This window comes from Sphaerisporangium sp. NPDC051017, assembly GCF_040683095.1.
Taxonomy (GTDB): Bacteria; Actinomycetota; Actinomycetes; order Streptosporangiales; family Streptosporangiaceae; genus Sphaerisporangium.
The window spans coordinates 27,374-53,743 of record NZ_JBFBCI010000006.1; the positions used below are offsets into that span (position 1 = coordinate 27,374).

At 70.8% G+C, this 26,370-nt stretch carries 22 protein-coding genes and 2 pseudogenes; 12 read left to right on the top strand and 12 right to left on the bottom strand.

Going from position 1 to position 26,370, the window contains the following annotated elements; genetic code table 11:
• Positions 1-15: 15 nt before the first annotated feature.
• Positions 16-1,068: an NAD(P)/FAD-dependent oxidoreductase gene (locus AB0M95_RS07615; protein WP_363760905.1), complete on the top strand. Its 1,053-nt coding sequence runs from the start codon at positions 16-18 to the stop codon at positions 1,066-1,068.
• 62 nt (positions 1,069-1,130) lie between these two features.
• Positions 1,131-1,520 (top strand): TraR/DksA C4-type zinc finger protein, encoded by a 390-nt coding sequence (locus AB0M95_RS07620; RefSeq protein WP_363760908.1) that lies wholly within the window; start codon positions 1,131-1,133, stop codon positions 1,518-1,520.
• Positions 1,521-1,674: 154 nt separating this feature from the next.
• Here the strand turns inward: AB0M95_RS07620 and AB0M95_RS07625 are convergent, their stop codons facing one another.
• Positions 1,675-2,466, bottom strand: a complete 792-nt coding sequence (locus AB0M95_RS07625; RefSeq protein WP_363760911.1) for an inositol monophosphatase family protein — start codon at positions 2,464-2,466, stop codon at positions 1,675-1,677.
• Between the two features lie 186 nt (positions 2,467-2,652).
• On the opposite strand from AB0M95_RS07625, the gene AB0M95_RS07630 reads away from it, so the two are divergent.
• The gene (locus AB0M95_RS07630) at positions 2,653-3,792 is read left to right on the top strand and encodes a sensor histidine kinase (protein ID WP_363760914.1); all 1,140 of its coding nucleotides are present in this window, start codon (positions 2,653-2,655) and stop codon (positions 3,790-3,792) included.
• 13 nt (positions 3,793-3,805) lie between these two features.
• On the top strand, positions 3,806-4,462 hold the full coding sequence (locus AB0M95_RS07635) for a response regulator transcription factor (RefSeq protein WP_363760916.1): 657 nt from the start codon (positions 3,806-3,808) through the stop codon (positions 4,460-4,462).
• Here AB0M95_RS07635 and AB0M95_RS07640 read toward each other — a convergent pair.
• Positions 4,435-5,094, bottom strand: a complete 660-nt coding sequence (locus AB0M95_RS07640) for a DUF2306 domain-containing protein (protein WP_363760919.1) — start codon at positions 5,092-5,094, stop codon at positions 4,435-4,437. The genes AB0M95_RS07635 and AB0M95_RS07640 overlap by 28 nt on opposite strands.
• Before the next feature lie 538 nt (positions 5,095-5,632).
• Positions 5,633-7,741, bottom strand: coding sequence for a hypothetical protein (locus AB0M95_RS07645; protein WP_363760922.1), 2,109 nt, complete (start codon positions 7,739-7,741; stop codon positions 5,633-5,635).
• 78 nt (positions 7,742-7,819) lie between these two features.
• Here AB0M95_RS07645 and AB0M95_RS07650 point away from each other — a divergent pair.
• Positions 7,820-8,247: pseudogene (locus tag AB0M95_RS07650) on the top strand (response regulator transcription factor); the annotation flags it as partial.
• 139 nt (positions 8,248-8,386) lie between these two features.
• Here AB0M95_RS07650 and AB0M95_RS07655 read toward each other — a convergent pair.
• A complete protein-coding gene (locus AB0M95_RS07655) occupies positions 8,387-9,067 on the bottom strand; it encodes a response regulator transcription factor (protein WP_358510901.1) in 681 nt (226 codons plus the stop codon).
• Positions 9,064-10,218 (bottom strand): sensor histidine kinase, encoded by a 1,155-nt coding sequence (locus tag AB0M95_RS07660; RefSeq protein WP_363760925.1) that lies wholly within the window; start codon positions 10,216-10,218, stop codon positions 9,064-9,066. The genes AB0M95_RS07655 and AB0M95_RS07660 overlap by 4 nt, the downstream gene beginning before the upstream one ends.
• A gap of 158 nt (positions 10,219-10,376) precedes the next feature.
• Between AB0M95_RS07660 and AB0M95_RS07665 the strand changes: the two genes are divergently transcribed.
• Positions 10,377-11,594 (top strand): lipase, encoded by a 1,218-nt coding sequence (locus tag AB0M95_RS07665; RefSeq protein ID WP_363760928.1) that lies wholly within the window; start codon positions 10,377-10,379, stop codon positions 11,592-11,594.
• 165 nt (positions 11,595-11,759) lie between these two features.
• Here the strand turns inward: AB0M95_RS07665 and AB0M95_RS07670 are convergent, their stop codons facing one another.
• Entirely contained in the window at positions 11,760-12,371 is a 612-nt protein-coding gene (locus AB0M95_RS07670; RefSeq protein WP_363760931.1) for a TetR/AcrR family transcriptional regulator, read from the bottom strand.
• A 137-nt stretch (positions 12,372-12,508) separates the two neighbouring features.
• Here AB0M95_RS07670 and AB0M95_RS07675 point away from each other — a divergent pair, with 137 nt between their 5' ends.
• Positions 12,509-12,730: a hypothetical protein gene (locus AB0M95_RS07675; protein ID WP_363760934.1), complete on the top strand. Its 222-nt coding sequence runs from the start codon at positions 12,509-12,511 to the stop codon at positions 12,728-12,730.
• 158 nt (positions 12,731-12,888) lie between these two features.
• On the opposite strand, the gene AB0M95_RS07680 is transcribed toward AB0M95_RS07675, so the two are convergent.
• Positions 12,889-13,314: an RNA polymerase sigma factor gene (locus AB0M95_RS07680; protein WP_363760937.1), complete on the bottom strand. Its 426-nt coding sequence runs from the start codon at positions 13,312-13,314 to the stop codon at positions 12,889-12,891.
• A 280-nt stretch (positions 13,315-13,594) separates the two neighbouring features.
• On the bottom strand, positions 13,595-14,554 hold the full coding sequence (locus tag AB0M95_RS07685) for an NADP-dependent oxidoreductase (protein WP_363760940.1): 960 nt from the start codon (positions 14,552-14,554) through the stop codon (positions 13,595-13,597).
• A 146-nt stretch (positions 14,555-14,700) separates the two neighbouring features.
• Between AB0M95_RS07685 and AB0M95_RS07690 the strand changes: the two genes are divergently transcribed.
• The 3 genes from AB0M95_RS07690 to AB0M95_RS07700 all read left to right on the top strand — a co-directional run bounded on the left by AB0M95_RS07690 (position 14,701) and on the right by AB0M95_RS07700 (position 17,595).
• Positions 14,701-15,570 carry a LysR family transcriptional regulator gene (locus tag AB0M95_RS07690; protein WP_363760943.1) on the top strand — a complete coding sequence of 290 codons (870 nt, stop codon included), beginning with the start codon at positions 14,701-14,703 and terminating at the stop codon, positions 15,568-15,570.
• A 146-nt stretch (positions 15,571-15,716) separates the two neighbouring features.
• Positions 15,717-16,310 carry a TetR/AcrR family transcriptional regulator gene (locus AB0M95_RS07695; protein WP_363760946.1) on the top strand — a complete coding sequence of 198 codons (594 nt, stop codon included), beginning with the start codon at positions 15,717-15,719 and terminating at the stop codon, positions 16,308-16,310.
• Positions 16,311-16,452: 142 nt separating this feature from the next.
• On the top strand, positions 16,453-17,595 hold the full coding sequence (locus tag AB0M95_RS07700) for an acyl-CoA dehydrogenase family protein (RefSeq protein WP_363760949.1): 1,143 nt from the start codon (positions 16,453-16,455) through the stop codon (positions 17,593-17,595).
• Between the two features lie 451 nt (positions 17,596-18,046).
• Here AB0M95_RS07700 and AB0M95_RS07705 read toward each other — a convergent pair whose 3' ends face one another.
• The 3 genes from AB0M95_RS07705 to AB0M95_RS07715 all read right to left on the bottom strand — a co-directional run bounded on the left by AB0M95_RS07705 (position 18,047) and on the right by AB0M95_RS07715 (position 23,699).
• The gene (locus AB0M95_RS07705; RefSeq protein ID WP_363760952.1) at positions 18,047-21,508 is read right to left on the bottom strand and encodes an endonuclease/exonuclease/phosphatase family protein; all 3,462 of its coding nucleotides are present in this window, start codon (positions 21,506-21,508) and stop codon (positions 18,047-18,049) included.
• A 492-nt stretch (positions 21,509-22,000) separates the two neighbouring features.
• The gene (locus tag AB0M95_RS07710) at positions 22,001-22,312 is read right to left on the bottom strand and encodes a hypothetical protein (protein WP_363760955.1); all 312 of its coding nucleotides are present in this window, start codon (positions 22,310-22,312) and stop codon (positions 22,001-22,003) included.
• 148 nt (positions 22,313-22,460) lie between these two features.
• On the bottom strand, positions 22,461-23,699 hold the full coding sequence (locus AB0M95_RS07715; RefSeq protein WP_363760958.1) for an MFS transporter: 1,239 nt from the start codon (positions 23,697-23,699) through the stop codon (positions 22,461-22,463).
• A 135-nt stretch (positions 23,700-23,834) separates the two neighbouring features.
• On the opposite strand from AB0M95_RS07715, the pseudogene AB0M95_RS07720 reads away from it, so the two are divergent.
• Positions 23,835-24,170 (top strand): annotated as a pseudogene (locus AB0M95_RS07720) (lanthionine synthetase LanC family protein); the annotation flags it as partial.
• Between the two features lie 85 nt (positions 24,171-24,255).
• Positions 24,256-24,375, top strand: coding sequence for an ALQxL family class IV lanthipeptide (locus tag AB0M95_RS07725; protein ID WP_363760961.1), 120 nt, complete (start codon positions 24,256-24,258; stop codon positions 24,373-24,375).
• A gap of 100 nt (positions 24,376-24,475) precedes the next feature.
• Here the strand turns inward: AB0M95_RS07725 and AB0M95_RS07730 are convergent, their stop codons facing one another.
• The gene (locus AB0M95_RS07730) at positions 24,476-26,353 is read right to left on the bottom strand and encodes a propionyl-CoA synthetase (protein ID WP_363761225.1); all 1,878 of its coding nucleotides are present in this window, start codon (positions 26,351-26,353) and stop codon (positions 24,476-24,478) included.
• Between the last annotated feature and the right edge of the window lie 17 nt (positions 26,354-26,370).

Consider the following 26,370-nt stretch of genomic DNA (forward strand, 5'->3'; position numbering starts at 1 on the left):
GAACGGAGGTAACACATGAGCGAGCAATCAGGCCCTCTCACCGGCGGCGATCGGCGTTACGACGTGGTGGTGATCGGGGGCGGCGCCGCCGGCCTGAGCGGGGCGCTCACGCTGGCACGTGCCCAGCGGTCGGTGGTCGTCGTCGACGACGGCCGGCCGCGCAACGCCCCGGCCGACGGGGTCCACGGCTACCTCGGCCGCGAGGGCACCCCGCCCGGCGAGCTGCTGGCCACCGGACGCGAGGAGGTCCGCGCGTACGGCGGGCTGATCACGCGAGGCACCGTCGTGGCGGTCGAGCGGGACGCGGCAGGCTTCACCGCCCGCCTCGACGACGGGAGCGCGGTCCGCGGCAGGCGGCTGCTGGTGACGACGGGGCTGGTGGACGAGCTGCCCGAGGTGCCCGGCGTGGCCGAGCTGTGGGGCGAGGACGTGCACCACTGCCCGTACTGCCACGGATGGGAGGTACGCGACCAGGCGCTCGGGATCCTGGGGACCGGCCCCCTGACGGTGCACCACGCCCTGCTGTGGCGGCAGTGGAGCGACGACGTGACGCTCTTCCTGCACACCGCCCCCAAGCCCTCCGACGAAGAGTTCGAGCGGCTCGCCGCGCGCGGCGTCGTCGTGGTGGACGGCGAGGTGAGCGCCCTTGAACGGTCCGGCGGCCGGCTGACCGGCGTGCGCCTGGCCGACGGCACGGTGATCCCCCGCCAGGCGCTGGTCGTGGCTCCGCGGTTCACCGCCCGCGCCGGCCTCCTGAGCGACCTCGGCCTGGAACCGGTCGAGCAGGAGATGGCCGGAGAGGTGATCGGCACGTACATCGCCGCCGACGCCACTGGGCAGACCGCCGTGCCGGGGGTGTGGGCGGCCGGGAACATCACCGGGCTGTTCGAGGGGGTCATCGGCTCCGCCGCGGCGGGCGTCCGCGCCGCCGGGGCGATCAACGCCGACCTGATGGCCGAGGACACCCGCCTCGCCGTGACCGCCCGCCGCGCCGGCGCCGCCTTCTCCCCCGAGATGGAACACCGGTCCGGCGCACGCGTGCTGGGCGATCTCCGCCGCGGCCTCTGACGCCCGCGCCGGATCCGGCGTGGCGCCCGTGAATAAGCTGGAGGGGGAGGTGAGGCACCGTGATGGCAGAGCGATCCCGGGGGCCCGTGCTTTCCCCCTCCGAGCGGGCGGACATGCGCGATCTCCTCGGCGCCGACCGCGAGTTGACCGTGGCGCGGATCGCGTCACTGACGCACGACTGGGACGACATCGTCGAGTCGTCCGCGCTGGCGGGGAGCGACGACGAGCACGACCCCGAGGGGTCGGCCACCGCGTTCGAACGTGAGCACGTCCAGGCCCTGCTCCACCAGGCGCGTAAGCACCTCACCGACCTGGAGACGGCGCTGGAGCGGCTCGACGACGGCACGTACGGGGTGTGCGAGGGCTGCGGCGGGCCCATCGCCGTCGAACGGCTGAGGGCCCGCCCGGCGGCGAGGACCTGCATCGCCTGCGCGTCCGCCGTCCAGCACTGAAGCGACCTCCAGGGGTCAGCGCGCCGGCGCGGAGTGGTTCCGTCCCCGGCCGCCACCCGGTACGAGGCCAGAAGGACCATGATCGGGAAGACTGACTTCAAGATCTTTGGGCCGCCGGCCTCGGGCGCGCGCGGAACACTCGGGTGAACGAGGATCAGGCCTCGCGGGCCAGCTCGAGGATCTCGGCGAGGATGCCGGGGGCGGCCGCGATGGTCGCCGAGGACCGGGTCGTGTGCGGGGTGCCGTCGAGGTCGGTGACCAGCGCTCCGGCCTCCTTGGCGATGACGACGCCGGCCGCGGTGTCCCAGGGTTTGTTGGCCAGCATGAGACAGGCATCCGTCTTGCCCTCGGCGACCCACACCAGGTCGATCGCCGCCGAGCCGAACATGCGGATGCGCTGCACCCGGGACGCCAGCCGCCAGGTGATCGCGTGGCGCGCCCGGTTGCGTTCCACGGCGTCGTCGCCCACCGCGTAGTCGCCGACGGACACAAGGGCGGCGTCCAGGGTCGAGGCGCCGCTGGCCTTGATGGGCTGGTCGTTGACGGTGGCCCCGTCGCCCTCGGCCGCCGCGTACAACGAGCCGAGGAACGGCAGGCCGATGACGCCGAGAATTGCGGTGTCCCCGCGGACCAGTGCGAGGGAGACGCCGCACAACGGCAGGCCGTGCAGGAAGTTGACGGTGCCGTCCACCGGGTCGAGGACCCATTGGAGCCCGTCGCCGGTACGCCCGTCGGCGCCGCTTTCCTCGCCGAGGAATCCCACCGCGGGGGTGCGCAGGGCGAGGTGGTCGCGCACCGCGCGTTCGACGGCGTAGTCCACTTCGGTGGCCATGTCGCGGTCGCCCTTGGCGGTGACCAGGCCGGGCAGGTGTGTGGTGATCAGGTCGCCGGCGATGGCCGCGGCTTCCAGAGCGACGGGCAACAGGGCTCGGGCGTCGTTGGTCATGAGGCTCCCACTGGTGCGGCGCGGTCCTGGCCGGAAACGGGCAATAAGCTACCCGGCACGCCGCCGCCGCGCGATCCCCCCCCTCACGTGCGTACGGGGAGGGGAACGCGCCGGCGGCACAGAAGGGTACGTCGTTGTCGTACTTTGGGCTGATCCGCAGGGACGTGGGCTGCGTACGATATTTGCGTGCACGCCCTTGTTCGCTCCGTGTGGAACGAGCCCCGTCCCCCCAACCCGCCGGCTCGCGGATGGCGGGACCGGGCGCTCGTGGTGGTCCTCGTGACGGTCACGGTACTCGAAGGGGTCATGCGGCCGGACCTTCACTGGCGGGCCGTCTCCGTGACCATCACCGCCGGGCTGGTGCTCACGCTGTTGTGGCGCCGGAGCAGGCCGCTGCTGACGGTCGCGATCGCCTTCGGCGTCTGCGCCCTGTCCCCGCTGGTGATGAACGGCGACCCCCTGGAGATGTACACCCTGGTGTTCCTTCTCCTGCTGTCGTACGCGTTGTGCCGGTGGGGGTCGGGACGCGAGGTCGTGATCGGGCTGGCGATCATCCTCGTCAAGGTGAGCGACTCGATGGTCTCCGACCATCCCGGCCTCCCCGACGTGATCGGCGGCTGGGCCGTCATATCCGTGTCCATCGCCGCGGGCGGGGCGCTGCGGTACCGGGCGCGGGCGAGGGCGCGCGAGCTCGACAAGGTGAAACTGCTCGAACGGGTGCAACTGGCCCGCGACCTGCACGACACCGTCGCCCACCACGTCTCGGCGATGGCGATCCGCGCGCAGGCGGGCCTCGCCACGTCGGCGTCGCACCCGGACGCCGCGACCGATGCGCTCCGCGTGATCGAGGCGGAGGCGTCCCGCGCCCTGGCGGAGATGAGCACCATGGTCCGCGTCCTGCGGCAGAACCAGCCGGCGGACCGGGAACCCGGACGGCGCGTCACCGACCTCAGAGAGCTCGCGAGCCGGGGCCGCTCCGGCCCGGCCGTCGACGTGGAGATCTCGGGCGACGTCGACGACCTCCCTCCCTCGGTGGAAGCCGCGATCTACCGCCTGGCCCAGGAGTCGATCACCAACGCCCGGCGGCACGCCCGCCACGCCACCCGCGTCGAGGTCCGCGTCACCGCCGACGACACGTCGGTGCGCCTGCGCGTGACCGACGACGGGGACGGCGGCCCCGCGCACCCGGCCTCACGGCCCGGGTACGGGCTCATCGGCATGAGCGAACGCGCCGGCCTGCTCGGCGGCACCTGCGAGGCCGGCCCGAACCCCGACCGGGGCTGGACCGTGACCGCGGTCCTCCCGCGCACCGGGACCGCGTCGTGAGCGAGGCGGGCGGATGAGCGTCCGCGTGCTCGTCGCCGACGACCAGGAGATCGTCCGCACCGGGCTCACGATGATCCTCAACGCCCAGCCGGACATCGAGGTCATCGGCGAGGCCGGCGACGGGCGGCGTGCCGTCGAGCTCGCGCGGCGGCTGCGCCCGGACGTGTGCCTGTTCGACATCCGCATGCCCGGCCTGGACGGCATCGAGGCCACCCGCTCCCTCGCCGGACCGGGCGTCGAGGACCCGCTGCCCGTCGTCGTCATCACCACGTTCGACCTGGACGAGTACGTCTACGCCGCCCTGCGGGCCGGCGCGCGGGGATTCCTGCTCAAGAACGCCGGCGCCGACCTGCTCTCCCAGGCCGTCCACGCCGCCGCCAACGGCGACGCGCTTATCGCTCCGAGCGTCACGGCACGGCTGCTCGGGACGTTCGCCCGCACCCGGCCCGCCTCACCGCCGGTGCAGCCCATCGAGGCGCTGACGTACCGGGAAGAGCAGATCCTGGCCACGGTGGCGCGCGGGCGGACCAACGGCGAGATCGCCGACGAGCTGCACATCTCCCTCAGCACCGTGAAGTCCCACATCGCGAGCCTGATGGCGAAGCTCGGCGCCCGCAACCGCGTCGAGATCGCCATGTGGGCCTATGAAACCGACCGCGTCAGGCCGTGATCCGGCCGTCGGAGACCGGTGTGGACGGAGGTTCGGGCCCGCCCGCGGATGAACCATTCGGCCACGGCCAGGTTGATCATCCACGCGGCGCCTGAGAGCAACGCCCGGGGGAGTTCACCCGGCATGCCGGCGATCAGGATCCACGGCAACTGCGTCAGCGCCTGCGTGCCCGCCCCCACGCCGATCGCGTAACCGCGCATGATCCAGGCGCGGTGCCCGGCGAAATCCCTCCGCCGCACGGCGACGAAGGCGAGAACGATGGACACGACCATGCCGACGCCGAACACGAGCCGAAATGCGGCGAGAAGATCACCGTCGCTCACGGGCCGGGGATAGAACAAGGTCATCCACAGGCCCGAAACCGCCGTGCCGAGCCCGCACACGACCAGCACCCGCCCGGCGATCCGATGCCACCGAGGCCACCGACGCCGGAAACCCGCCGCGAACTGAAAGGCCCCGAGAAGGCTGAACGGAAGAGCGGTGAGAACGTGCACCAGCACCAGCACCGGCACGGGCTGCGCGAAGAACCGCGCGTTCGCCGCCGTTACCGCCGCCCCGCCGCTCAGTTCCCCCACCCGGACGACACCCGCGACAGCCGGAATGAGGCTGAGCACCACCAACCCCACCGGCACGAGCCACCCCGCCCTCCCCGAGGAGGATTCCGGCCGCCTGCTCCGAGACGGCACCGACGCCTTTACGCCTACGCTCTGATCACCCATGCCCCGATCGTGCCAAGCGAAGCCATACGGACTCATCCGCAGAACAGCCCGTTCCGAGCCCACCCGATGGTCCGCCAATCAGGCGTACTTTCGGCCGATCGGCCTACCCACACCATTCAGGCAGACCGTCTCAGGCCATATTCATTTTGTGGTGGAATATGCGGGTGGATCGCGAGCGAGCGAGACAACTGGTCGGCGAGAGCCGCCCACGGCGTGGAGCGTGCAATGGTTCTGGGCTACCTCGTGCGACTCCAAGACAAAGGCCCGACCGTGAGGAAGGCTCGGGAGCTAGATACGTCCAGCGGCCCAGTGGGCCCCTCTGGATCCCAAGTAGAAGGAAGCCCTCGAATGGCCTCACGGCCGGGGGGCGAGGAAGGCGGGAAGACTAGAGATTCACTAAAAAGGTGAGTGGAGAAGGAAGTCCTCCCATGGCCTCGCAGCCCCGACTTTATCAGGCGGGGATCAGCTCGTGCAGCGTGCTCGGCGTGTACACGCGCGCCCCCGACGGCAGACCGGCCGGAGCCTGCAAGCCGATATGGGTGGCCTGCCCGGACGCGGAGCCCTTCGCGCGCATGAGATCGACCAGGTAGCCGACGCGCAGGTAGTCACGCTCGACCATCGAGCGCACCAGCAGGGACGCGGTGACCCGGTTGCCCTCCACCTGGTTGAAGTGGGGATGCCCCTTCAGGTACAGATGCAGCCACTTCGCCCGCCAGCCGCCGTCCTCCCCGCGCAGGAAGACGAGCGGCAGCGCGATCCGGCCCGAGCCGCGCAGGTCCGATTTCATCCGCACGGTGCGCGGCTCGAACGGCGCGCCCTGCTGCGCGGCGTCCCTGGTCATGAAGCCGAAGAAAGCCTCGGCCGCCTCGTCGAACCGCTCCCCGGCGTAGATGTTGACCTGGGGGATGATGATCGGCCGGGACGCGGCGGCGAGGTCGATGTTGATGAACTCCGTCGCGCCGTCCGGTGCCGAGGTGAGGTCCCCGGAGTACTGGGCGAAGCCGTTGGTGTAGTTCGTCCACGAGATGTGCGCCGGGTTCGCGTAGCAGGCGTCGAGCATGAGCGCGGACAGGTCGTAGTCGGTGCGCTCCTCGGCCTGGCGCCAGTAGACGAAGAACCTGAGCAGCTCACCGTCCACCGCCGACAGCGAGCCGCGGGGCAGCATGCCGAGCCCGGGCGCGACGGCCTTGCCCGACAGCGGCAGGGCGACGTCCAGCACGTCCGGGTCCACGGTGAGCTCACCGGGATCGGGCAGGCGGCGCGTGATCTCCTCGTCCAGGGCGGCGAGCACCGACGCCAGCGCCTTGTCCTCCAGCGGCGGGCGGGAGTCGGGCGAGGTCCAGGCCCGGCCGTGCCGGTTGGTGAAGACGCGGCCGGCGGCGGGGGTGAGCCGGTTCTGCAGGTGCTCGCGCAGGGACAGCAGGACACGGCCGGACGCCTGGGGCACGGCCCTCTCGACGGCGTCCAGCACGGCCGGCACGGACGGGCCGGTGCGCAGCAGGTGGTCCAGGCGGCGCAGCAGCGCGCCCGGCGCGTTCTCCAGCAGCGCTACGGCGTCCGCGGTACGGCTCTGCGCCAGGGCGGCCTCGACCCGGCCGTCGAGGCTCGCGGCCCGGCGCAGACCCCTTGCCACCTCGAACACCTGGGCGGCGCGCGGAAACGCCGGATGCTCGTAGGGGTGCAGCCGCTCGCCGAGCCGCTTCCACTGCTCCCGGTGGCGTCCCACATCACCAAGCTTGGCGGGAGAGGCCACCGTGTCCAGGGCTTGGAGCAGCGCACGGCGCTCGGCGCGGCGGAACGAGCGGAACCGCGTGGGGACGGTCAGCGTGACATCGCCGCCGGAGCAGCCGCAGGCCAGCCGCAGCACGTCGGTCACCGTGTCCACCAGGAGGGGACGCCCGGCGGCCAGCCGCACCTCGTTGATGACGGCCCGGTTCTCCCGCACGGGGATCCGCTCGGGCTCCTCAGCGCAGGACGAGGCCAGCGTCCGCAGCGTCACCAGGTCCTCGGCGGCGAGCGGCGCCTCGGAGCCCGCCAGCGAGAAGTACAGCTCACGCGCCTCCGCCTCCAGGCTGCCGCCCAGCTCCAGCACGGTGATCCGGTCCCCGGCCAGCGGGATGAGCTCGGCGTGCGCGGCGAGCAGGTCGGCGTAGGTGTGCTGGTAGGTGCCGTAGCGGGGCAGGTCGAGCAGGTTCAGCGCCGGCCCCTGCAGGCGCGCGGCGGCGACCGGGTCGAGCATGGCCTCGACCAGCAGACCCGCCCAGAACTCCAGGGTGTCGGGGACGTTGGCCGGGAAGTCGACGAAGTAGGGGTTGTGCCGCACGTGATCGCCCACCAGGTGGCGAACAACGGCAAGGACCCGCACCCCCAGGTCCATCACGGTCTCGCCGGGCAGCCGCGACAGCCGGTCGAGTAGGTCCGGCGAGCACGTGAAGCCGACGCTCAGCAGGGCGGCGTCGAACTGGCGGGCGGCGACCTCCCCCCATCCGGGCGCGGAACCGTCCAGGCTGTCGAGGGGGACACGTAACCGCCGGGCGATGACGAGGGCTTCCAGATCCACGCTCGGCACCCTATAGCCCGATCAACACGCCCGCTGAGCATATTTCCGGCCGCCCGGATCCTGTCCGCAGGCGGCCGTCCCCCGAAGGTGCTGATCCTGACCACGTTCGACCTGGACGACTACGTGTACGAGGCGCTCCGGGCGGGCGCCAGCGGCTTCCTGCTGAGGACGCCTCCGCCCGGCAACTCGCCGAGGCGGTCCGGGTGGTCGCGGCCGGCGAGGCCCTGCTCGCGCCCTCCGTCACCCGGCGGCTGATCTCCGAGTTCGCCCGCCTCGGCCCGCGCCGTCCCCGCGCGACCTTGGACGGGGTCACCGAACGTGAGTCGGAGGTGCTCACCCTGGTCGCCCATGGCCTGTCCAATCAGGAGATCGCCGAACGGCTCGTCCTGTCCGAGCAGACGGTGAAGACCCACGTGGACCGGGTCCTGGCGAAGCTCGGCCTCCGCGACCGGGCCCAGGCGATCGTCCACGCGTACGAGACGGGCCTGGTACGCGCGGGTGAGTGAGATCCTGGACGCCGATCGGGGTCGCCCGATTTCCGTGCTCGCCCGCCATGGTCAGGAACCCGGGGAGGCCCAGAGAGTCGGGCCCGGGGGATCCTGGACGCCGCGATCGACGCCCGTCGCCTCGGTCACGGACCGGGTGTCAGCCGGGCCGTCGCGCCGGGGAGACCAGGCCGGTCTCGTAGGCCACGATGACGAGCTGGGCCCGGTCGTGGACGGACAGCTTCGCGAGGAGGCGGCGGACGTGGGTCTTGACGGTGGAGACGCTGACCCCCAGCCGGTCGGCGATCTCGGGGTTGGTCAGGCCACGGGCGATGAGGGCCAGGACCTGCCGCTCCCTGCCGGTCACCTGGCTCAGCTCGCGGGCGATCGACGCGTCGGTCTCGTCTCGGCGCGCGAACTCGGCGATGAGGCGGCGCGTGACGGTGGGGGCGAGCAGCGCCTCGCCGGAGGCCACGACACGGATCGCGGCGAGCAGATCGGCCGGCGGAATGTCCTTGAGCAGGAAACCGGCGGCCCCCGCGCGCAGCGCCTCGTACACGTACTCGTCCAGGTCGAACGTGGTCAGGATGACGATGCGGACCGCGGCCAGTGCGGGGTCGGCGCGGATGAGGCGGGTCGCTTCCAGACCGTCCATGCCGGGCATGCGCACGTCCATCACCAGGACGTCGGGCCGCAGCCGGACGGCCGCCTCCACCGCCTGCGCGCCGGTGCCCGCCTCGCCGGCCGCGACCATGTCGGGGGCGGTGCCGACCAGCATGGTGAGCGTGGCCCGCAGCAGCGGCTGATCGTCGGCGACGACCACCTGGATCGGGCCGGTCACGACGCCGCCCGGCGTACGCAGGGCAGGCGGGCCAGCACCCGGTAGCCGCCTTCCGGGCGAGGCCCGGCGGTGAGGCTCCCGCCGTACATCAGGCACCTCTCGCGCATGCCGATCAGCCCATACCCACCACCGGCGGTGGGGAGGCCCGGCCCCTCGTCTGCCACCTCGACCTCCATCACGCCCGGCTCCGGCGAGGTGATCCGCACCCGGCAGCGGGCCGCGCCCGCGTGCTTGACCACGTTCGTCAGCGCCTCCTGCACGATGCGGTAGGCGGCCAAGGCCACCCCTTCGGACGGCTCGACGTCCAGGTTCACGGTCAGGTCCACCTCGACGTCCGCGCGGACGGCGAGCGCACGCAGGTCCCGCAGCCCGGGCGCGGGCGCCGTCTCCGCCTCCCCTGATACCCCGGGCGTGGGGTCGATCTCCCCCGAGCGCAGCATGCCCAGCGCGGCCCGTACCTCGGCCATCGCCGTCCTGCCGGTGGCCTCGATGACCCGCAGCGCCTCGCGCGCCTCCTGCGGCCGGGCCTCGGCTACCATGCCGGCGACTCCGGCTTTGAGGGTGATCAGGCTCATGCTGTGCCCGATGACGTCGTGCAGATCCCTGGCGATCCGCAGGCGCTCGTCCGTCACCGCCCGCGCGGCCAACTGCTCCGCCGCCCGTACGGCGTGCAGCCGCTGCTCCCGGACCGCCAGGCCGGCCGTCCACGCCAGGCCCATCAGCAGCCAGCAAAACGCGATCTCTGAAAGGCCCCCCGGCCACGCGGATCCCCCGGCCGGTGCCATCGCCGCCGCGACCCCGGCCAGAGACGGGACAAGGCAGGCGATCGCCCGCCGCCGCGGCTCCAGCGACCCGACGGCGTACAAGATGACAGCAACGGGGATGTACAACGCCTCCACGCCCATGAGAAGTCCCGCCGCGGCCCCCGCCAGCGATATGGCGAGCATCGGCACAGGCCAGGACCGCCGGGCCGCGACGGGCAGGGCGGCGACGGCCACCGCGGGCAGCACCAGGACCGGCGGGCCCGTGCGGGCGCTCGCGGCGAAGCCGAAGGCGACGGCGAGCAGCAGCGCGGCGACCGCGTCCACGGCGACCCAGTAGACGAGGCGCGGCCGGCGCGGGAGCAGAGGGCGCGAATCGCGATCGGTCACCCCTCGACCGTAAAGGGCGCGGATCACCGGGCGGAAAAAGTTCCTCCTGAAGGATGACCCGGCGGCGGGAACCGGCCCAGGCGTACCCTCCTGGGCCGACGCGAGGCTCGTGCCCGCGTTCGATGCGGGGCGGCGACGCGTGCGCGAGCGTTGAAGGCATGCACAGATCACGGTTCATGATCGGCGTCACGGCGGTGCTGGCCGCCGTCGTGACCATCACGGCGGGCGCCGCCCACGCGGACGCGCCGCCCAAGACAGCGGGGCCGGCCGGACCGGCGGCGTCCCCGGTGAGGCTGGTCCTGCCCGCCCCGACGGGGCCGCATCGGATCGGCACGGTGGCACTGCACCTGGTGGACGGCTCCCGGCCGGACCCCTGGGTGCCGACGGTCCGCAATCGGGAGCTGATGGTCAGCCTGTGGTACCCGGCGCGGAAGGCGGATCGTCATCCGCTCGCCCCCTGGATGCCCGCGTCCGCCGCCGAACACTACCTGCACGACATCGGCGTACCGCCCGGCACGCTGCTGCTGGACACGACGCACGGCCGCCAGGGCGCGCCGCTCGACGACCGCCTCGGCCGCCTTCCCGTCGTGCTGTACTCGCCCGGGGCCAACGCCTCGCGCTCGTACGGCACCGGCGTGGTCGAGGAGCTGGCCAGCCGCGGCTACCTGGTGGTGACCATCGACCACACCTACGACGCCGCCGTTGTGGAGTTCCCCGGCGGCAGGGTCGCGAAGAACCCCGACGGCGAGATCACCGACTACGCCAAGGCCGCCCGGGTGCGCGCCGAGGACGTCCGCTTCGTCCTGAACGAGCTGACCGCACTCAACGCGGGCCGCAATCCCGACGCCGAGGCCAGGCCCCTGCCCAGCGGGCTGCGGGGCGCGCTGGACCTGAAGCGGATCGGGATGTTCGGCCATTCGCTGGGCGGCGCGTCCACCTCCTCGGCCATGTACGCCGATCGGCGGATCAAGGCCGGGCTCGGCCTGGACGGCGCGGTGATCGGCCCCGTCGCCGAGGCCGGGCTGGACCGGCCGTACATGGTGGTGGACACGCCAGGCAAGGGCGGCATGTCCACGAACCCGGCCCTGCGGACGTTCTGGTCGAAGCTGCGCGGTTGGCGGCTCAACCTGACCGTCAAGGGCGCCGCGCACAACTCCTTCGGCGACGATGTCCAGCTCATCCCGCTGGTCGCGCCGCTGGTCGGGCTGACGCCCGAGGAGGTCGCGGAGTCGGTCGGCGCCATCCCCACCGCACGCGCCCTGGCCTTCCAGCGGGCCTACCCGCGGGCGTTCTTCGACCTGCACCTGCGCGGGAAGAGGAGCCCGCTCCTTGAGGGGCCGACCCCCCGCTTCCCGGAGGTTACCTACACCCGCTGACCGCGCCCCGTCGCACTCGCCGTCCCGCCGTCGGCCGCCGGCACGGCTCCGGTGCGAGACAGCACCACGCCGTGCCGCGTGGTGACCGTTCCGGCGGCGCTGGGAGAAATCGGGTGGGCTGCTGGGCGTCGCAGCGGCTGGCAGCGATTGGGCTGAGGACGTGTGTCAGCCACGGGTCGTCGCCGCGAAGATGCGGGCAAGCTGATGATCGATCAAGGCCACGGCTTCTTCGGGGGTCCGCTGCCCGAGCAGGACGGCGGTCTGAATCCCTTCGGCGCCTGACACCAGGAACGCGGCCTCGGCCGCGGCATCGATGTCGCGGGGCACCTGGCCGAGTTCCTGACCTTGTGCGATCAGACCCGCGACGAGGTTCTCCAGCGCATGCGGCGCGTCCCGGGCGACCTTGGCCAGGGCGGGATCGGACAGGAATCGGACGAAGTAGGCGGCGTACACCAGGTGCCGGTTGCGCCGTTCCTCATCCAGCGGGAGCAGCTCGAGCAGCACTCCCCGCACGATCGCGTGCATGCCGGGCGCTTCGCCGAGCATCGCGAGGCGTTCGCGGGCTCGTTGCTCGGCGTCGGCGTTGAGGATCTCCAGCGCGCCGAGCAGCAACTGGTCGCGGGTGCCGAAGTAGTACTGCAGCAGCCGGGCGGAGACCTCGGCCTCGGTGGCGACCTGTCTCAAGGTGACGTCTTCCAGGCCGCCTCGAGTGGCCAGACGCCATACGGCTTCCGCGATCTGGCGGCGGCGCTGGTCGTGGTCCACCTGTCTCGGCATGCCGTCCTTCCCTCGCGACTCGTTTGTGGTGCGATCGTACCAAGACCGGTATTATGGTTCGATCGCACCACAAGCTATGGAGGGCGTGTTCACGCCTGCCGTCACGGCCCTTCGGGGCGATGGGAGACAGAGCGCACATGAAGCACGTCACCGTGCTCATCATCGGCATGCTGCTGCTGGTCCTGGGAACACAAGGTGCCATCCGGCTGCTGGCCGACCACGACAACGCCGGGCTGCTCGCATGGTTGCCCGGCGGATTCGCGGTGTGGCTGGCGTGTTACGCGGTGGCCGCCATCGCCGGGGCACTGCTGGCCGGCTGGGGCGGCAGGAAGGCCAAGCAGAGCGGGCACGGACAATGACCGCCCGCACACCAGCGCCCCTCGGAAGTACACGCCCAGATAATGACGTCCGAGACTACGCAATCGGGGCCTCCCCAAGAACCCGGATCCGCTTCCGAGACTGCGTAGCAAGGTCCGGCCGCCCGCCCCACCCGGCTCCCGGGGAGCCCACCGAGTCTCTATGGAACGTCCCACAAATGCGGGCCGGGCGACGGTGTCGGCGCGGGCCCAGCCTCGGGACCAGGGATGACGGTCACCTCGATCGCGTCGGAGCTGTACGCCCGCGATCGCTCGACGATCCAGCCGTCCTTGATCCGATCGGCCGGAACCGGATCGCCGAAGAAGAACGCGGCGGTGCGCTGCTCGTGGCGGCGTTCGCCGCGCCGATGGTTGGCCAGCACCCTGCGCGCCACCCGGAACAACCACAGCCTGGCCGCGTCGCCCTCGGGCACCTCCTCGATCCGCCGCCAGGCGGTCATGAACGTCTCGGCCACCACGTCGGCGGCGTCGTCGGGGTCCTGGCAGCACCGCAATGCATAGGTCAGGACGGGACGGTAGGCATGCTCGTAGATCTCTACGAACCGGCCGGGGGGATCTTCTCCCATCCGGTCTCCTCATCTGGATGGTCTGTCACCCATCCATGTCCGGAAATTGAGGAGCATTACTGGGTTTTAAGCGACTGATCGGCCGCCGTTCAACGCCGGACGTGGTCCATCCAGGCTCGCGGGGTGGTGCGGGCGAGCTCGGCGGTCTCTCGCGGCCCCCGAGGGCGGTGAACGCCTCGATCGCCTCCTGCCAGTGTCGCGCCGCCAAGGCGGGGTCCGGCTCCGACTCGGCGGCGGCGAGGTCGCGCGGCTACGACAGCGTCACCGAAGGCCCGGGGACTCAGCGCACCTGCAGCACGGTCTTGCCGCGCAGCCCCGTGACCTCGACGCGGCCGGTGAGGGCTCGCGGCGCCTCCTCGAGGGGGAGCGTCGCGCCGATGACGGGCCGGAGGGTGCCTGCCGTGACGAGCCTCGCGATGTCGGCGATCCGCTCGGGCTTGCGATCGAGCCGGTAGTTCGCGGTGCGGATGCGCTCGTCGGCGAGGAGCTTCTCGTCGAGGCCGAAGGCGATCGAGAACAGCGCCCCGCCGTCCCTCACGGCGCCGGCCAGGCCGCTCGTGATGGACCGGTCGCCGACGGCGTCGAGGATCGCGTCGACGCCCTCGGGTGCGAACTTCTGCAGCGCCTGTTCGAGGGACTGCTCGCCGCGGATGATGATCTCGGTGGCGCCGAGCACTCGCACCTGCTCCGCGAGCTGGGCGGAGGCCGTCGCGATGGTCCGGATCCCGCGGGCCGCGGCGGCCTGCACCGCGAAGGTGCCGACGCCTCCCGTGGCGCCGATGATGAGCAGCGTGCCGCCCTCGGGCACCTGCATGTGGTCGATCGCGCCGAGCGCGGTCATACCGGAGGTCGGTAGCGCGGCGGCCACATGGCTCGGCAGCTCGTCGGGGATGGCCGCCAGCGCGCCGAACGCGGGTACCGCCTGCACCACGGAGACCTCCGCGAAGGTGCCGAACTGCAGCGGCCGGCTCCAGAACTGACCGAAGACGCGATCCCCCACGCGGAACTTCGTGACGCCATCGCCGATCGCGGTCACGGTGCCGGCGCCGTCCATGCCGAGCGTGAGCGGGAATCGATACTCTCCCAGCGCCGCCAGGCCCCCGGAGGCGATGCCCATGTCCAGCGGGTTCGTCGCCGCCGCCTCGATGGCGACTTGCACCTGGCCGCTGCCGGGCTCGGGCACGGGCAGTTCCTTGAGGGCCGGGGTGTCGCCGAAGCGCTCGATGACGATTGCTCGCATGCTCTCTCTCCATTCCGCGGCGGACCGTCCGCCCTGCCGCCACGCCAGCCTGCAGTAGAGCGAGGTCTCGGGGAATGACCGATCCGGCAGCGACCATGACCGGAAAGGCATCAATGGCGGTGCCGATCAGGTAATAGTGTGTGGGCATGGCAGCGGAGTCCCGACCCTTGCGATACTTCGTCGCGGTGGCGGAGGAACGCAGTTTCACGCGCGCCGCAGGACGGCTCGGCATCGCCGGCCCCGCGCTGTCGCGAGCGATCCGCAACCTCGAGGCCGAGCTCGGCGTGCGCCTGTTCGAGCGCTCCACGCGAGTGGTGGAGCTGACCGAGCCAGGCGCGGTGCTGCTGGCTCATGCGCGGCCCGCCCTCGAGGCTCTCGACGCGGCGGTCCGTCGTGCCGTGCGGGCCTCGGCGCCGCATCGCAGCGTGCTGCTCGCCGTCAAGGCGGATGCCGACGGCGGCCTGCTGGAGGACATCCTCGCCGCGGCGGCCGCCGAGCCTGACGCCGAGCCCGTCGCCGTGCGCCTGTGCGGCTGGCGGGAGCACACACGGCTGCTGCGGACGGGCGAGGCCGATGCCGCGCTCATGTTCGAGCCCTACGACCCGGCCGGTATCGACGTGGATGTCGTCGCGGTCGAGCCTCGCGTGGCGGCGCTGCCTGCCGACCATGCCCTCGCCGGGGCCTCCCGGGTACGGCTCGCCGACCTCGGCATAGGCCCCGAGGAGGTCGGCGAGCGGGCGGAGCGCGAGATCGGCGAGCAGGGCGTGCACGACCTCGCGCAACTGCTCGCGCTCATCGGCCTCGGCGCGACGACGACCCTGCTCCCGAGGTCGGTCGCTGCGAGATACCCCCGGCAGGCGGTGGCCTACGTCCCCGTCGAGGACTGCCCTCCCGCCCTGCTGGTCATCGCCTGGCCGGAGCGCTCCCGCAGCCGGGGCGTGGCCGCGCTGGTACGCGCGGCGGCCGCCGTCGCCGAGTCGCGAGGAATGGGTGCCGCCGTCGAGGCGTCGCGGTGAATCGTCGACCTGGTCGATTCTTTGGGACACGCCCGGCAAGGGCGGACACCGGCCACGACGACACGGGCGCGCATCAGGACTTCCGAAACCAATTACAGTACTCACGTACTGTAGAAGGTACCGCTCGGGTTGTGTAGCCTTCCACGGTGAATCACCGAGTTCCCTCTGATCGCGCCGCATCGCGACGCGAGGACCTGCTGGACCAGTTGACCGAGCTCTTCTTGGCCGAGGGCTTCCTCCAGTTCGGGATCGGCGATCTCGCGGCCCGCCTCCGGTGCTCTCGCAGCACCCTGTACTTGGTGGCCTCAAGCAAGGAGCAGATCTTTCTCGCGGCCGTCCGGCATTTCTTCCGGAGGGCGACCACGCGCATCGAGACTCTCGTGGCGAACGATCCGTCACCCCGCTCCCGTCTGAGCACCTACCTCAACGCGGTCGCGGCCGAACTGGCGCCCGCATCGGAAAGCTTCTACTCCGACGTCGCGGCGTTCGCGCCCGCGAACGAGGTCTATGAGGAGAACACCATGCGCGCCGCGGCGCGCGTCGGCGAACTGGTGAAGGAAGGCATCGACGCCGGGGAGTTGCGCGCCGCCAGTGCCGCCTTCGTCGGGGTCGCCGTCGCCGAGGTGATGAAAGCGATCCAGGACGGCCGCGTCGACGCCGCGGCGAACATGAGCGACTCGGACGCTTATCAGGCACTGACCGATCTCGTCATCAACGGCCTGCGACCACACGAAGGCTGAGTCGACCCGCACCGAGGCCTCTCCGCGGCCGCCGTACGGCGTTCGGAGTGCGAACGGTCGCGCCAACGCCGCGTACCATGACTAGTACTACAGTCCGCATGCCAGTACTATCACTGTTCCAAGAACGTGGAAGGGGTTCTCGATGCCAGTGACACGCCTGATGCCGACACCCGAGGCGGATGACCTGATCGTTCTGACGCGCAGCATCGTCGACAAGGAGTTGAGGCCCCGAGTCGACGAAGCGGAGCGGAACGCGGACTTCCCCCGCGACGTGTTCCGCACGCTAGGAGCAGCGGGTCTGCTCGGCCTGCCTTACCCCGAGGAGTACGGCGGCGGTGGGCAGCCTTACGAGGTGTACCTGCAGGTGCTCGAGGAGATCGCCACCGCGTGGGCCAGCGTGGGCGTGGGCACCAGCGTGCACGCCCTCTCGTGCTTCGGTCTCTCCATGTTCGGCACCGAGGAGCAGAAGCAGAGGCACCTCCCCGACATGCTCGGCGGCGAACTCCTCGGCGCGTACTGCCTCTCCGAGGCGCACGCCGGTTCGGACCCGGCGGCGATACGAACGCGCGCCGTCCGCGATGGTGACGGCTACGTCATCACCGGCGCGAAGGCATGGACCACCCACGGCGGCAAGGCCGACTTCTACAAGGTCATGGCCAGGACGAGCGACGAAGGCGGTCGCGGCATCTCCTGCTTCCTGGTGCCCGCGGACGCGCCCGGACTCACGGCGGACGTCCCGGAGAGCAAGATGGGCCTGATGGGATCGACGACGGCGACGATGCTGTTCGACGGCGTACGCGTCCCGGTCGAGCGCCGGCTCGGAGCCGAGGGGCAGGGTCTGCCGATCGCGTTGGCCGGGCTGGACGCCGGACGACTCGGGATCGCCGCGGTCGCCACCGGCGTCGCCCAAGGTGCGCTCGACGTGGCGGTCCGGTACGCCCGCGAGCGTGAGACCTTCGGCCGGCCGATCATCGAGCACCAGGGCCTCGCGTTCCTGCTCGCCGACATGGCGGTCGCCGTCGAGACCGCTCGCGCGACCTACCTGCACGCCGCGCGGCTGAAGGACGCGGGTAAGCCGTACTCCCGGCAGGCCTCCATCGCCAAGCTCGTGGCCACCGACAACGCGATGCAAGTGACCACCGACGCCGTCCAGGTCCTCGGCGGCGCCGGCTACACGAAGGACTTCCCGGTCGAGCGATTCATGCGGGAGGCCAAGGTCATGCAGATCTTCGAGGGGACGAACCAGATCCAGCGCCTCGTCATCAGTCGCGGACTCGCGCGGTGACCACCTGCTCGATGGAGAACTCATGCGGCTCGCCGGCGTCACCTTGCCGGATGAGAGCCGGATGAGAGTAGTGGAGCCTTCGTGCCCTACCTGGGAATGTCCACGCGCGCCCGTGCGGCGATCTCGACGAGCCGGCCGGGGAGCGCGAGTTCGACCACTCCCCACGCCGTGCTCGCAGGGCGGGGGGGAACCGAAGTACCGACGATGGAAGTCGGACACGATCGGGAAGTGCTCGCGGAGTGCTGCACCTGACCAGAGATTTGGACTCCTCCCCGGCCTGAAGAGAAGGCCGGAGATTCTCCCGTCGCGTCGCGGTCAAGCGGCGCGCGGGGGTTGACGCTTCGCAGACCGGGCAGCCCCCTCGATCTACCCGCCCACGGACGGTTGAGGTGCCGGGCTTCCTCACGGTCGCCCGGCACCTCTGGTGGGAGGGGCTATGCCCCCGCTATGGTCAGCTCTCGGACGGGCCGCCGTTCTTGGCGATCAGGGCGTTGGCGTCGCGCAGGAGCAACTCCTTGACCTGGGTGTCCGAGACGTACTTAGGATCGTTGACGGCGTCAACGAACTGTTCGAGCTTCTTGACGATCTTCGTCTTGTCCTGCTCTCGGCCCTTGTCCTCCGAGACCATGACCTTGGAGATGCGGTCCTGGAGCTTGGCCGCGCCACGGGCGGTCAGCTTGCCGACCTTCTCGAAGCGGTCGATCAGGGCGGAGATGTCGTTGGTGGAGGTGCCGATGGTGAACTTCACCGTCTGCACGGTCTGGTTGCCGGCGTTGTTGACGGCGGTGACGGTGAGCGTGTGCTCGCCCAGGGCCGGCTCGTGCAGCTCGAGCGTGCCCGACTGGAACGGCTGCCCGTCCAGCGTGCCGGTCACCGTCTTCACCCCGGAACGGGTGTCGACGACCTGCCAGCCGATCGGCAGGTCCAGGCTGTCGCCGTAGGTGGTGCCGTCCGCGACACCGGAGATCACCACGGTGGGGGAACCGGTGTCGATCTTGACCGTGACCGCCTTGCTCTCCTCGATGTTGCCGGCCTTGTCCGTCGAGCGGTACCGCAGCTCGTGCTCACCCGCACCCGAGACGGTGACCGTCGCGGTGTACGGGGTCCAGTTACCGCCGTCCAGCGCGTACTCGGTGCCCGCCACACCGGAACCGGCGTCGGTGGCGGACAGGGTCACCGGCACGCCGCCGTTGTGCCAGCCGCCGTTGCCCGGCGGGAGGGACGCGGTGGTCACCGGTGCCGTCGCGTCCACCTTGACAGCCAGGGTCTTGGTCTCCTCGACGTTGCCCGTCTTGTCGACGGAGCGGTAGGCCAGCGTGTGCAGGCCGTCCCCGGCGACGACGACCGGCTCGGTGTAGCCGGTCCAGTCGCCGCCGTCGAGCTGGTACTCGGTACGGTCGACCCCGCTGCCCTGATCGGTGGCCGACAGCGTGACCAGCAGCGCGCTGGTGAACCAGCCGCTCGCCGGCTGGGCCGGGTCGATCGTCGCGCTCGTCACCGGCGCGACCGCGTCGAAGGAAAGGGTGAGCACGGCCGGGTTGTGGTCGGCCACCTTGTGCCCGTCGGCGCCCGCGCCGCCACCGGTGAACCGGTCCGCGTAGTCGGTGTTGATCGGCGCATAGCGGAAGTCCGCCACCGCGCTGTCCAGCCCGTCGGTGACCAGCACGTGGTCGAGCGTCTGCAGCACGCCCTGGTACTGCGTGCTGTAGCGGAACTCGGCCGGAGCGCTGCCCCAGAGGTTGGTCAGGCTGGTGCCGGTCTGCAGCGCGGCCAGCGACGGCTCGGTCTCGAACTGGTTGAGGTCGCCCAGCACGATCACCTGTCGGCCGGCCGCCTCCAGCGACGCCACCTGGTCGCGGAGCCGGTTGGCCTGCTGCAGCTGGCAGGCGCCGGACGCGCCGATGCCGCCCTTGGACTTGAAGTGGTTGTTCACGATGGTGAACTCCCGGCCGTACACCTTGACGTCGAGCGCCAGCGGCGGCCGGTCGTAGGCGAGGCCCGAATCGTCACACCCCGGGGTGGTCCGGTCGAACTGGCGCAGGTTCGCCACCGACACCCCGTCCTTCACCAGGTAGCCGACGTCGATGCCGCGGGAGTCGTTGCCCTCCAGCAGGTACGCGGTGTAGCCACCGAGCGTGGCGGCCAGGTCCCGGAGCACCTCCAGGTTGTAGACCTCCTGCACGGCCACGATGTCGGGACGCTTCAGCAGGCGGTCGATCGCGTCGGCCAGGCGCGCCTTCTTCTCGTCGTACTCGGCCTTGCTGACCGGGGACAGGTCCAGCTCCACACCGACCGGGAAGTAGTTCAGCACGTTGAAGGACACCACGCGGACCTGACCCGGGGTGGCCTGCGTGATACCCGCGTACGGGTAGGCCACCGGACCGTCCACGACGGACGGCAGCGCGCCCGGCTGGGGCAGCAGCTTGTAGTTGCTGTAGGAGAAGGAGAGCGGACCCGTCGCGTCGCGTACCTGGTCGAAAAGGTCGGCCGTGACGTAGGTGGTGGACGGAGCCGGCGGCTTGTGCGGGTTGGCCGGGTTGCCGGCGCCCGCGTCGGCGTCGAGCGCGAGGAGCGACACCGGCAGCGGCTTGCCCTCCAGGATCCGGTCGCGGGTGGTCCCCGGCGTGAGGAAGAGCTCGCCGAACTTGTTGGTACCGCCCGAGTTCGCCGTACCCACGGGCAGCTTCACGAGCATGTTCTCCAGCGACTCGTAGTACGCCCTGTCGGCGCCCTGCGACTCGGCGCGCGCCTGGTCGATGACGACCGGGGCCGGCACGGCCGCGGTGCCGACCTTCGTCGGCTCCTGGCCGATCTGCTCGGCGATCTCGGTGAGGCCGAACTTCTCCTTGACCTGGCCGGTCACCCGGACGACGTCACCGGGGCGGAACGAGGAGGCAGTGTCGACGTACCCGACGAAGACGCCCTCGGAGGTGGCCGGGTTGTTGTCGTCGTCGGACGGCAGCGACTGCAGGAAGATGCCGCGGTCCTCCGGGTAGGTGCGGTTGTAGTCGGCGCCCACCTCGTCGTCGATGCCGGTGACCACACCCTGCACGGTGACCGTCTTGCCGACGCACGGGGACACGGGGCCGCTGCCCTGGATACCGTTGATCTTCGTGCAGTCCGGGGTGGTCGGGTCGGGGTTGCCCGGACCCTCGTTCACCCCGCCCTTGGTCAGCTCCACGTCATCCCAGTACGTGGTCATGTTGGGTAACGGGGAGACGGCCTTGCGGTCCTGCAGGTTGCCGACCCGCACCGAGGTCACGGTGAAGTCGGTGATCCCGAACTTGGTCCGGATGTCGGCGTCGAGGTCCCGGGAGTTGGCGACCCAGTCGCCGTTGCCGGTGAACCGCTCGCCGATGATGTACTTGGTCGTGGCCGAGTCCTGCGGCGAGCCGGTGTAGTCGGTACGCGACATGGGGTGGAAGTAGCGCAGGCTGTTGACCTGGCCGCCCGAGGTGAACTGCACCTCGGCCATCGCACCGGCCCAGTTCGCGGAGCGCGAGTCGGGGTAGAAGGTCTGCGCGGCGTCGTAGCTGAAGTACAGGTCGTTCGCGCTCGGCACGTTGACGTTCTGCTGGGCGGCGATGCCCATGACGCCAAGGTTCGAACCAACCTGCCAGAACATCTCAAGTCCGAATTGCCCATCCGGGATCGGACTGGGCGGCGGATACTGACCGGACGCGTTGAAAGTCTGGACGACCCACCGGTACGGAGCGGTCTCATTCCCGATCAGCACCGGCGTCCACCCGGTGGGGGCGGCCGCGTTGGCGCCGGGCTGCTCGAAGCTCGGGTTCTGCAGGTACTCGGTGACGGTGTCGGCCTGGGCGACCGCACCCGACAGGGGTGCGGTGACCAAGGCGGCCACGATCACGGCAGCGATCCGCCAGCCGATTCCTCGCTGGAGGGATCTCATGGCGTAGTTTTCCTCCTCGTTGTGCGCGGATTCATGATCCACATCCGCAGCCAAGCGAGTCGGGATGGCGTAGCGCTGAATTCCGATCGGCTACCAACCGTCGATTTGGCACGATCTACTACTTATGTCGCCGCACCAAGTGGCCCATGAGGCCACATCCCCGCGACCGCAGCCGTTCACCCGCTGGTCGATCCGCGAACGTCGATCTGCAAACAGCGGGAGCCTTCCGATTCGGTGCTCCGGGCCGATGGGGAAGTCCATCGGGGCCGGCGCGGTGAGATCCTCCTCGATCAGGGCCGGGCCAGGCTCCCGTACGAAGAAGGCGAACCTCGATCTTCGGGAGTCGCGCCCTTTCTCGTACCCGAATTGGGCCAGCTATTACCAGCGGCGAAGGCCGCTGCCGACCCCACGCAAGAAATCAAACCCGGTCAAAGCTCCGAGATGCCGGGGCCATGGCCCACCGCCCCCGCGTACGCGATTTTCCGGCGAAACCTACATGTAATAGAGGGCCGCAATGCCCATGAAAATCCAACCACCGGCAAATACGAGCAGGCTGCCCAGCAGGAACCCGATAGCGGCTCCGAACCGGCGGTATCCACGGCCGTACGACTTCGTCTGGAGTAAGCCGATCGCAGCGCCCGCGATCGGCACTCCGGCTGCCGTGACGATCGATGGAAGTTTGGGCGAGGGAAACCAATCACGGAAAACCCACATGGACACGGCGAGCAACACGGCGGCCAGTAGTGCGAAGCCAACTGTCACCTGCTCGTAAGGCGATCTGCTTTCGTTGTCCTGATAATCCACAGGATGAGTGTCTCATGAGCCCAGTTACGCATGAACTGGTGTTCTCGACGCAGAGCGGCTCCGCTGGCGCCATTTCAGCGGATTTCGGCTGTACTTTACAAACGCCATAGGACTACGGGAGATCACTTGACGGCCGCTTGCGGGGTGCTTATAACCGCCTCCTCTCCGGGGGGCCGGTCGGCAGCCTGGTGGCGAGCACGGCGGCCATCCCGCAGGCGGCGATCAGCGCGACGAACAGCACCGTGCCGAGCTCACGCTCCAGCAGAGCACCGGCGATCACCGGCCCGATCGCGAACCCCGTAGTGTAGGCCAGCGTCGCCGCGCCGTTGTAGCGGCCGCGCAGTGAATCCGGCGCGAGTTCGTTGACCAGCGGAGGCACGGTCGGTGACATCAACGTCTCGCCCAGGCCGAAGACCAGCGCGGCCAGCAGCACCGCCGCCACCGCGGCCCAGCCGGACATGCGGCCGGAGGCCAGCACCAGCGCCCACGTCACCGCCCACGACAGGCACAACAGCAGCAGGGCGGTCCGGCGTCGTATCCGGTGGAGCACACGGAGCACCAGCAGTTGTGCCAGCGTGACGGTCACCATGTTGACGGTGAAGGCTATGGCCAGCATGCCGGCGCCCAGCCCCGTCTGGGCGGTGTAGGCGGGCAGCGCCGAGGTGAATTGGGCGTAGCCCACCGTGACCAGCACCGCGATCAGCAGCCAAAGGCGCAGGAAGACCCGGTCGGACACCACCGCGCGGTACCCGCCGGCGGCCGCGTGCTCGGGCGGATCGGCCGGGGGCACCGCGACCGGCCATAGAAACATAAGGGGTATCGCCAGCAGGAAGCTGGCCGCGTCCAGTCTGTACAGCAGGGCGTAGGAGGGGTCGTGGCGCGCGCTCACGATGAGTGCGGCGGCGGTGCCTCCAATCGCGAAGCCGGCGTTGGAGGTGGCGTGCCGTACCGCGAAGACGGTGGATCTGACCTGTGGGGGCACCAGCCGGGCAAGGAGCGCGTCCATCGTCGGTGTCGCCACGGCGAGCCCGAATCCGGTCAGCGCGGTGGCGAAGAACGCGTGCCAGGGCTCCCGGACCAGCGCGATGGCGGCCGAGCCCGCCGCGGCCATCGCCAGTCCGGTGGCCAGGGTCGGCCGTGGACCGAACCGGTCGGCCGCCGCCCCGCCCAGCGGGTTGCCGGCCAGTGCGGCCAGCGCGAGCATGGCGGCGGCCACTCCGGCGGTCGCCAGGGGGATGCCGCGTTCCTGGTGCAGGTAGACGATGAGGAACGGCATGGTCATGCCGCTGCCGACGGCCGACAGCGCGTCCGCGCCCAGCACCGGCCACGCGCCGGCCGGGAGGGAGGGAATCCAGCCGCCGATCCGCACGCCCGGCGCCCTGCTCACGAGTGCCCCACCGGAATGGCGAGCGGTGGGCGCCGCCGCCGGATCGTGGCCGGTTCATGATCCGCCGAAGGTGCCGGCGGCCGGGCGCGCCGGTCCTGCGATGGCTCCGGTACAGGCGCGGTCATCAGGCTCTCCATGGTCGATCGGGCGGGCCCCCCGGCGGCCGGTCGGCGGATCACGCCGTGGGCCGCGCGGGTAGCCCGGTCCCGGGGCGGAACAGCGGCGTACGGTGGCGCCGGGTCAAGCGGCGACGGCGATCTAGTCGACCTCACTGTGCGGCCATCGGTCACCCCCGCACATCCGGGAAAACCCCAACCACACCCCCGATCGTTAGCAGCGCGGACGCGGCTGTGGCACTGGTGCAGCGGGGCTTCCGGGGTTGGCACGTTCCTGGTCCGGCTGTGGCGGGCCACCGGCGACCGGCGGTCACTGGAACTCGCGGCGAAGGCCGCGGCGACCGTCCACCGCAGAAGGTGGCACGCGCCGGCGCTGGCCACCTGCCACGGGCTCGCCGGGGACGGAGATTTCCTTGTCATTGGAGAAGGGGGTGAAAGCCATGGAGATCGATCTCAACGCGCTGCAGGTTCTGCCGGTCGAGGAACCGGTGGAGTTGAAGCCGTGCCTGCCGTTGAGCACCTGCTTGTACACATGTACGCCCAAGGTGACCGCAGGCTGATCGCTTCCGCCACGGCCGGCGGGCCGGGCCTTCCCACCGCCCGCAGGCCTCGCGGGTCGCGCACGCCCTCGAGCGTATTGGCTGGAGCGAACAGGTCGCGTCACTCCCGGCGCAGGTGCGGGCGTAGCGACTCCAGCACTCCTGGGTCCTCGATCGTCGAGGGCACGGGCTCGTCGTGGCCGTCGGCGATCGCGCGCATCGACTTGCGCAGGATCTTCCCTGACCGGGTCTTCGGCAGGCCGTCCACGATCGTCACCTCCTTGAACGCGGCCACCGGGCCGATGTCGCGGCGCACCGCCGCGACAAGCTCCGCCTGGAGGGTCTCCGGCGCGATGTCCACGCCGGCCTTCAGCACCACGAAGCCGCGCGGCACCTGCCCCTTCAGCGAGTCGCGCACGCCGATCACCGCGCATTCGGCCACGGCAGGGTGCGCCGCCAGCACGGCTTCCATGGAGCCGGTGGACAGGCGGTGCCCGGCCACGTTGATCACATCGTCGGTGCGGCCCATGACGAACAGGTAGCCGTCGGAGTCGACATAGCCGCCGTCGCCGGTCAGATAGTAGCCGGGGTACCGGGACAAATACGACGAGAGGTACCGTTCGTCGTCTCCCCACAGCGTCGGCAGGGTGCCGGGCGGCAGGGGCAGCCCGATGCAGATCGCACCCTCGGCGCCCGGCGGCACCTCCTGCCCCGATGGGTCCAGGATCCGCACGTCATAGCCGGGCACCGGCACGGTGGGAGAGCCGGGCTTGATCGGCATCGGCTCCAGTCCGCGGAGGTTCGCCGCGATGGCCCATCCGGTCTCGGTCTGCCACCAGTGGTCCACGACCGGCACGCCCAGCTTCGCCGAGGCCCACCGGTAGGTCTCCGGGTCGAGCCGCTCGCCGGCCAGGAAGAGGGTACGGAACGCCGACAGGTCGTACTTCGCCGTCTCGCGGGCGTCCGGGTCCACCTTCTTGATGGCCCGCACCGCCGTCGGGGCGGTGAACAGGGCCTTGGCGCCGTACTGGGAGATCACCCGCCAGAACGCGCCGGCATCCGGCGTGCCCACCGGCTTGCCCTCGTAGAGCACCGTGGTCGCGCCGACCAGCAGCGGTCCGTACACGATGTAGGAGTGGCCGACGACCCACCCGACGTCCGACGCGGTCCACCACACGTCTCCCGGCCCGATGTCGTAGACATTGGCCATCGACCAGGTCAGCGCGACCGCGTGACCGCCGTTGTCGCGCACCACGCCCTTCGGCTTACCCGTGGTGCCTGAGGTGTAGAGGATGTACAGCGGGTCGGTCGCCGCCACGTCGACGCAGCCGACCGGCTCGGCCGCCGCCATCAGGTCGTCCCAGTCGACGTCGCGCTCGCCCATCCGGGCCCGCGCGGGGTCGCGCTGGAGCACGACGACCTTCTCCGGGGCGTGCGGCGTGGCCGCGATCGCCTCGTCCACGATCGGCTTGTACTCGACGACCCGGCTCGGCTCGATCCCGCAGGAGGCGCACACCAGCGCCTTCGGCGCGGCGTCGTCGATCCGGGCAGCCAGCTCCTTGGGCGCGAACCCGCCGAACACCACCGAGTGCACCGCGCCCAGCCGCGCGCAGGCGAGCATCGCGATCACTGTCTGGGGCACCATCGGCATGTAGATCACGACGCGGTCGCCCCGTTCGACGCCGAGGCCGCGCAACGCCCCGGCGAACCGCGCCACCTGGTCGCGCAGCTCGGCATAGGTGTACCGCGCGGTCGCGCCGGTCGCCGGGGAGTCGTAGAGCAGGGCGGGGCGATCCCCGTGCCCCGCGTCCACGTGCCGATCCAGGGCGTTGTGGCAGGTGTTCAGCTCCCCGTCGGGGAACCAGCGGTAGAACGGCGCACGGTCGGCGTCCAGCCCGCGTCGGGGGCGGCGCGACCAGGTCACCGCGTCGGCCGCCGCGAGCCAGAAGGCATCCGGATCTTCCAAGCTCGCCGAGTGGACGTCCTGGTAGTCACCCATCATGATCCCGTCAGTCG

Bases quoted from the DNA above. Each gene is read 5' to 3' on its own strand.
- AB0M95_RS07615 (WP_363760905.1), top strand. From the start codon at position 16: ATGAGCGAGCAATCAGGCCCTCTCACCGGCGGCGATCGGCGTTACGAC.
- AB0M95_RS07620 (WP_363760908.1), top strand. From the start codon at position 1,131: ATGGCAGAGCGATCCCGGGGGCCCGTGCTTTCCCCCTCCGAGCGGGCG.
- AB0M95_RS07625 (WP_363760911.1), bottom strand. From the start codon at position 2,466: ATGACCAACGACGCCCGAGCCCTGTTGCCCGTCGCTCTGGAAGCCGCG.
- AB0M95_RS07635 (WP_363760916.1), top strand. From the start codon at position 3,806: ATGAGCGTCCGCGTGCTCGTCGCCGACGACCAGGAGATCGTCCGCACC.
- AB0M95_RS07665 (WP_363760928.1), top strand. From the start codon at position 10,377: ATGCACAGATCACGGTTCATGATCGGCGTCACGGCGGTGCTGGCCGCC.
- AB0M95_RS07670 (WP_363760931.1), bottom strand. From the start codon at position 12,371: ATGCCGAGACAGGTGGACCACGACCAGCGCCGCCGCCAGATCGCGGAA.
- AB0M95_RS07675 (WP_363760934.1), top strand. From the start codon at position 12,509: ATGAAGCACGTCACCGTGCTCATCATCGGCATGCTGCTGCTGGTCCTG.
- AB0M95_RS07680 (WP_363760937.1), bottom strand. From the start codon at position 13,314: ATGGGAGAAGATCCCCCCGGCCGGTTCGTAGAGATCTACGAGCATGCC.
- AB0M95_RS07685 (WP_363760940.1), bottom strand. From the start codon at position 14,554: ATGCGAGCAATCGTCATCGAGCGCTTCGGCGACACCCCGGCCCTCAAG.
- AB0M95_RS07690 (WP_363760943.1), top strand. From the start codon at position 14,701: ATGGCAGCGGAGTCCCGACCCTTGCGATACTTCGTCGCGGTGGCGGAG.
- AB0M95_RS07700 (WP_363760949.1), top strand. From the start codon at position 16,453: ATGCCAGTGACACGCCTGATGCCGACACCCGAGGCGGATGACCTGATC.
- AB0M95_RS07705 (WP_363760952.1), bottom strand. From the start codon at position 21,508: ATGAGATCCCTCCAGCGAGGAATCGGCTGGCGGATCGCTGCCGTGATC.
- AB0M95_RS07725 (WP_363760961.1), top strand. From the start codon at position 24,256: ATGGAGATCGATCTCAACGCGCTGCAGGTTCTGCCGGTCGAGGAACCG.
- AB0M95_RS07730 (WP_363761225.1), bottom strand. From the start codon at position 26,353: ATGGGTGACTACCAGGACGTCCACTCGGCGAGCTTGGAAGATCCGGAT.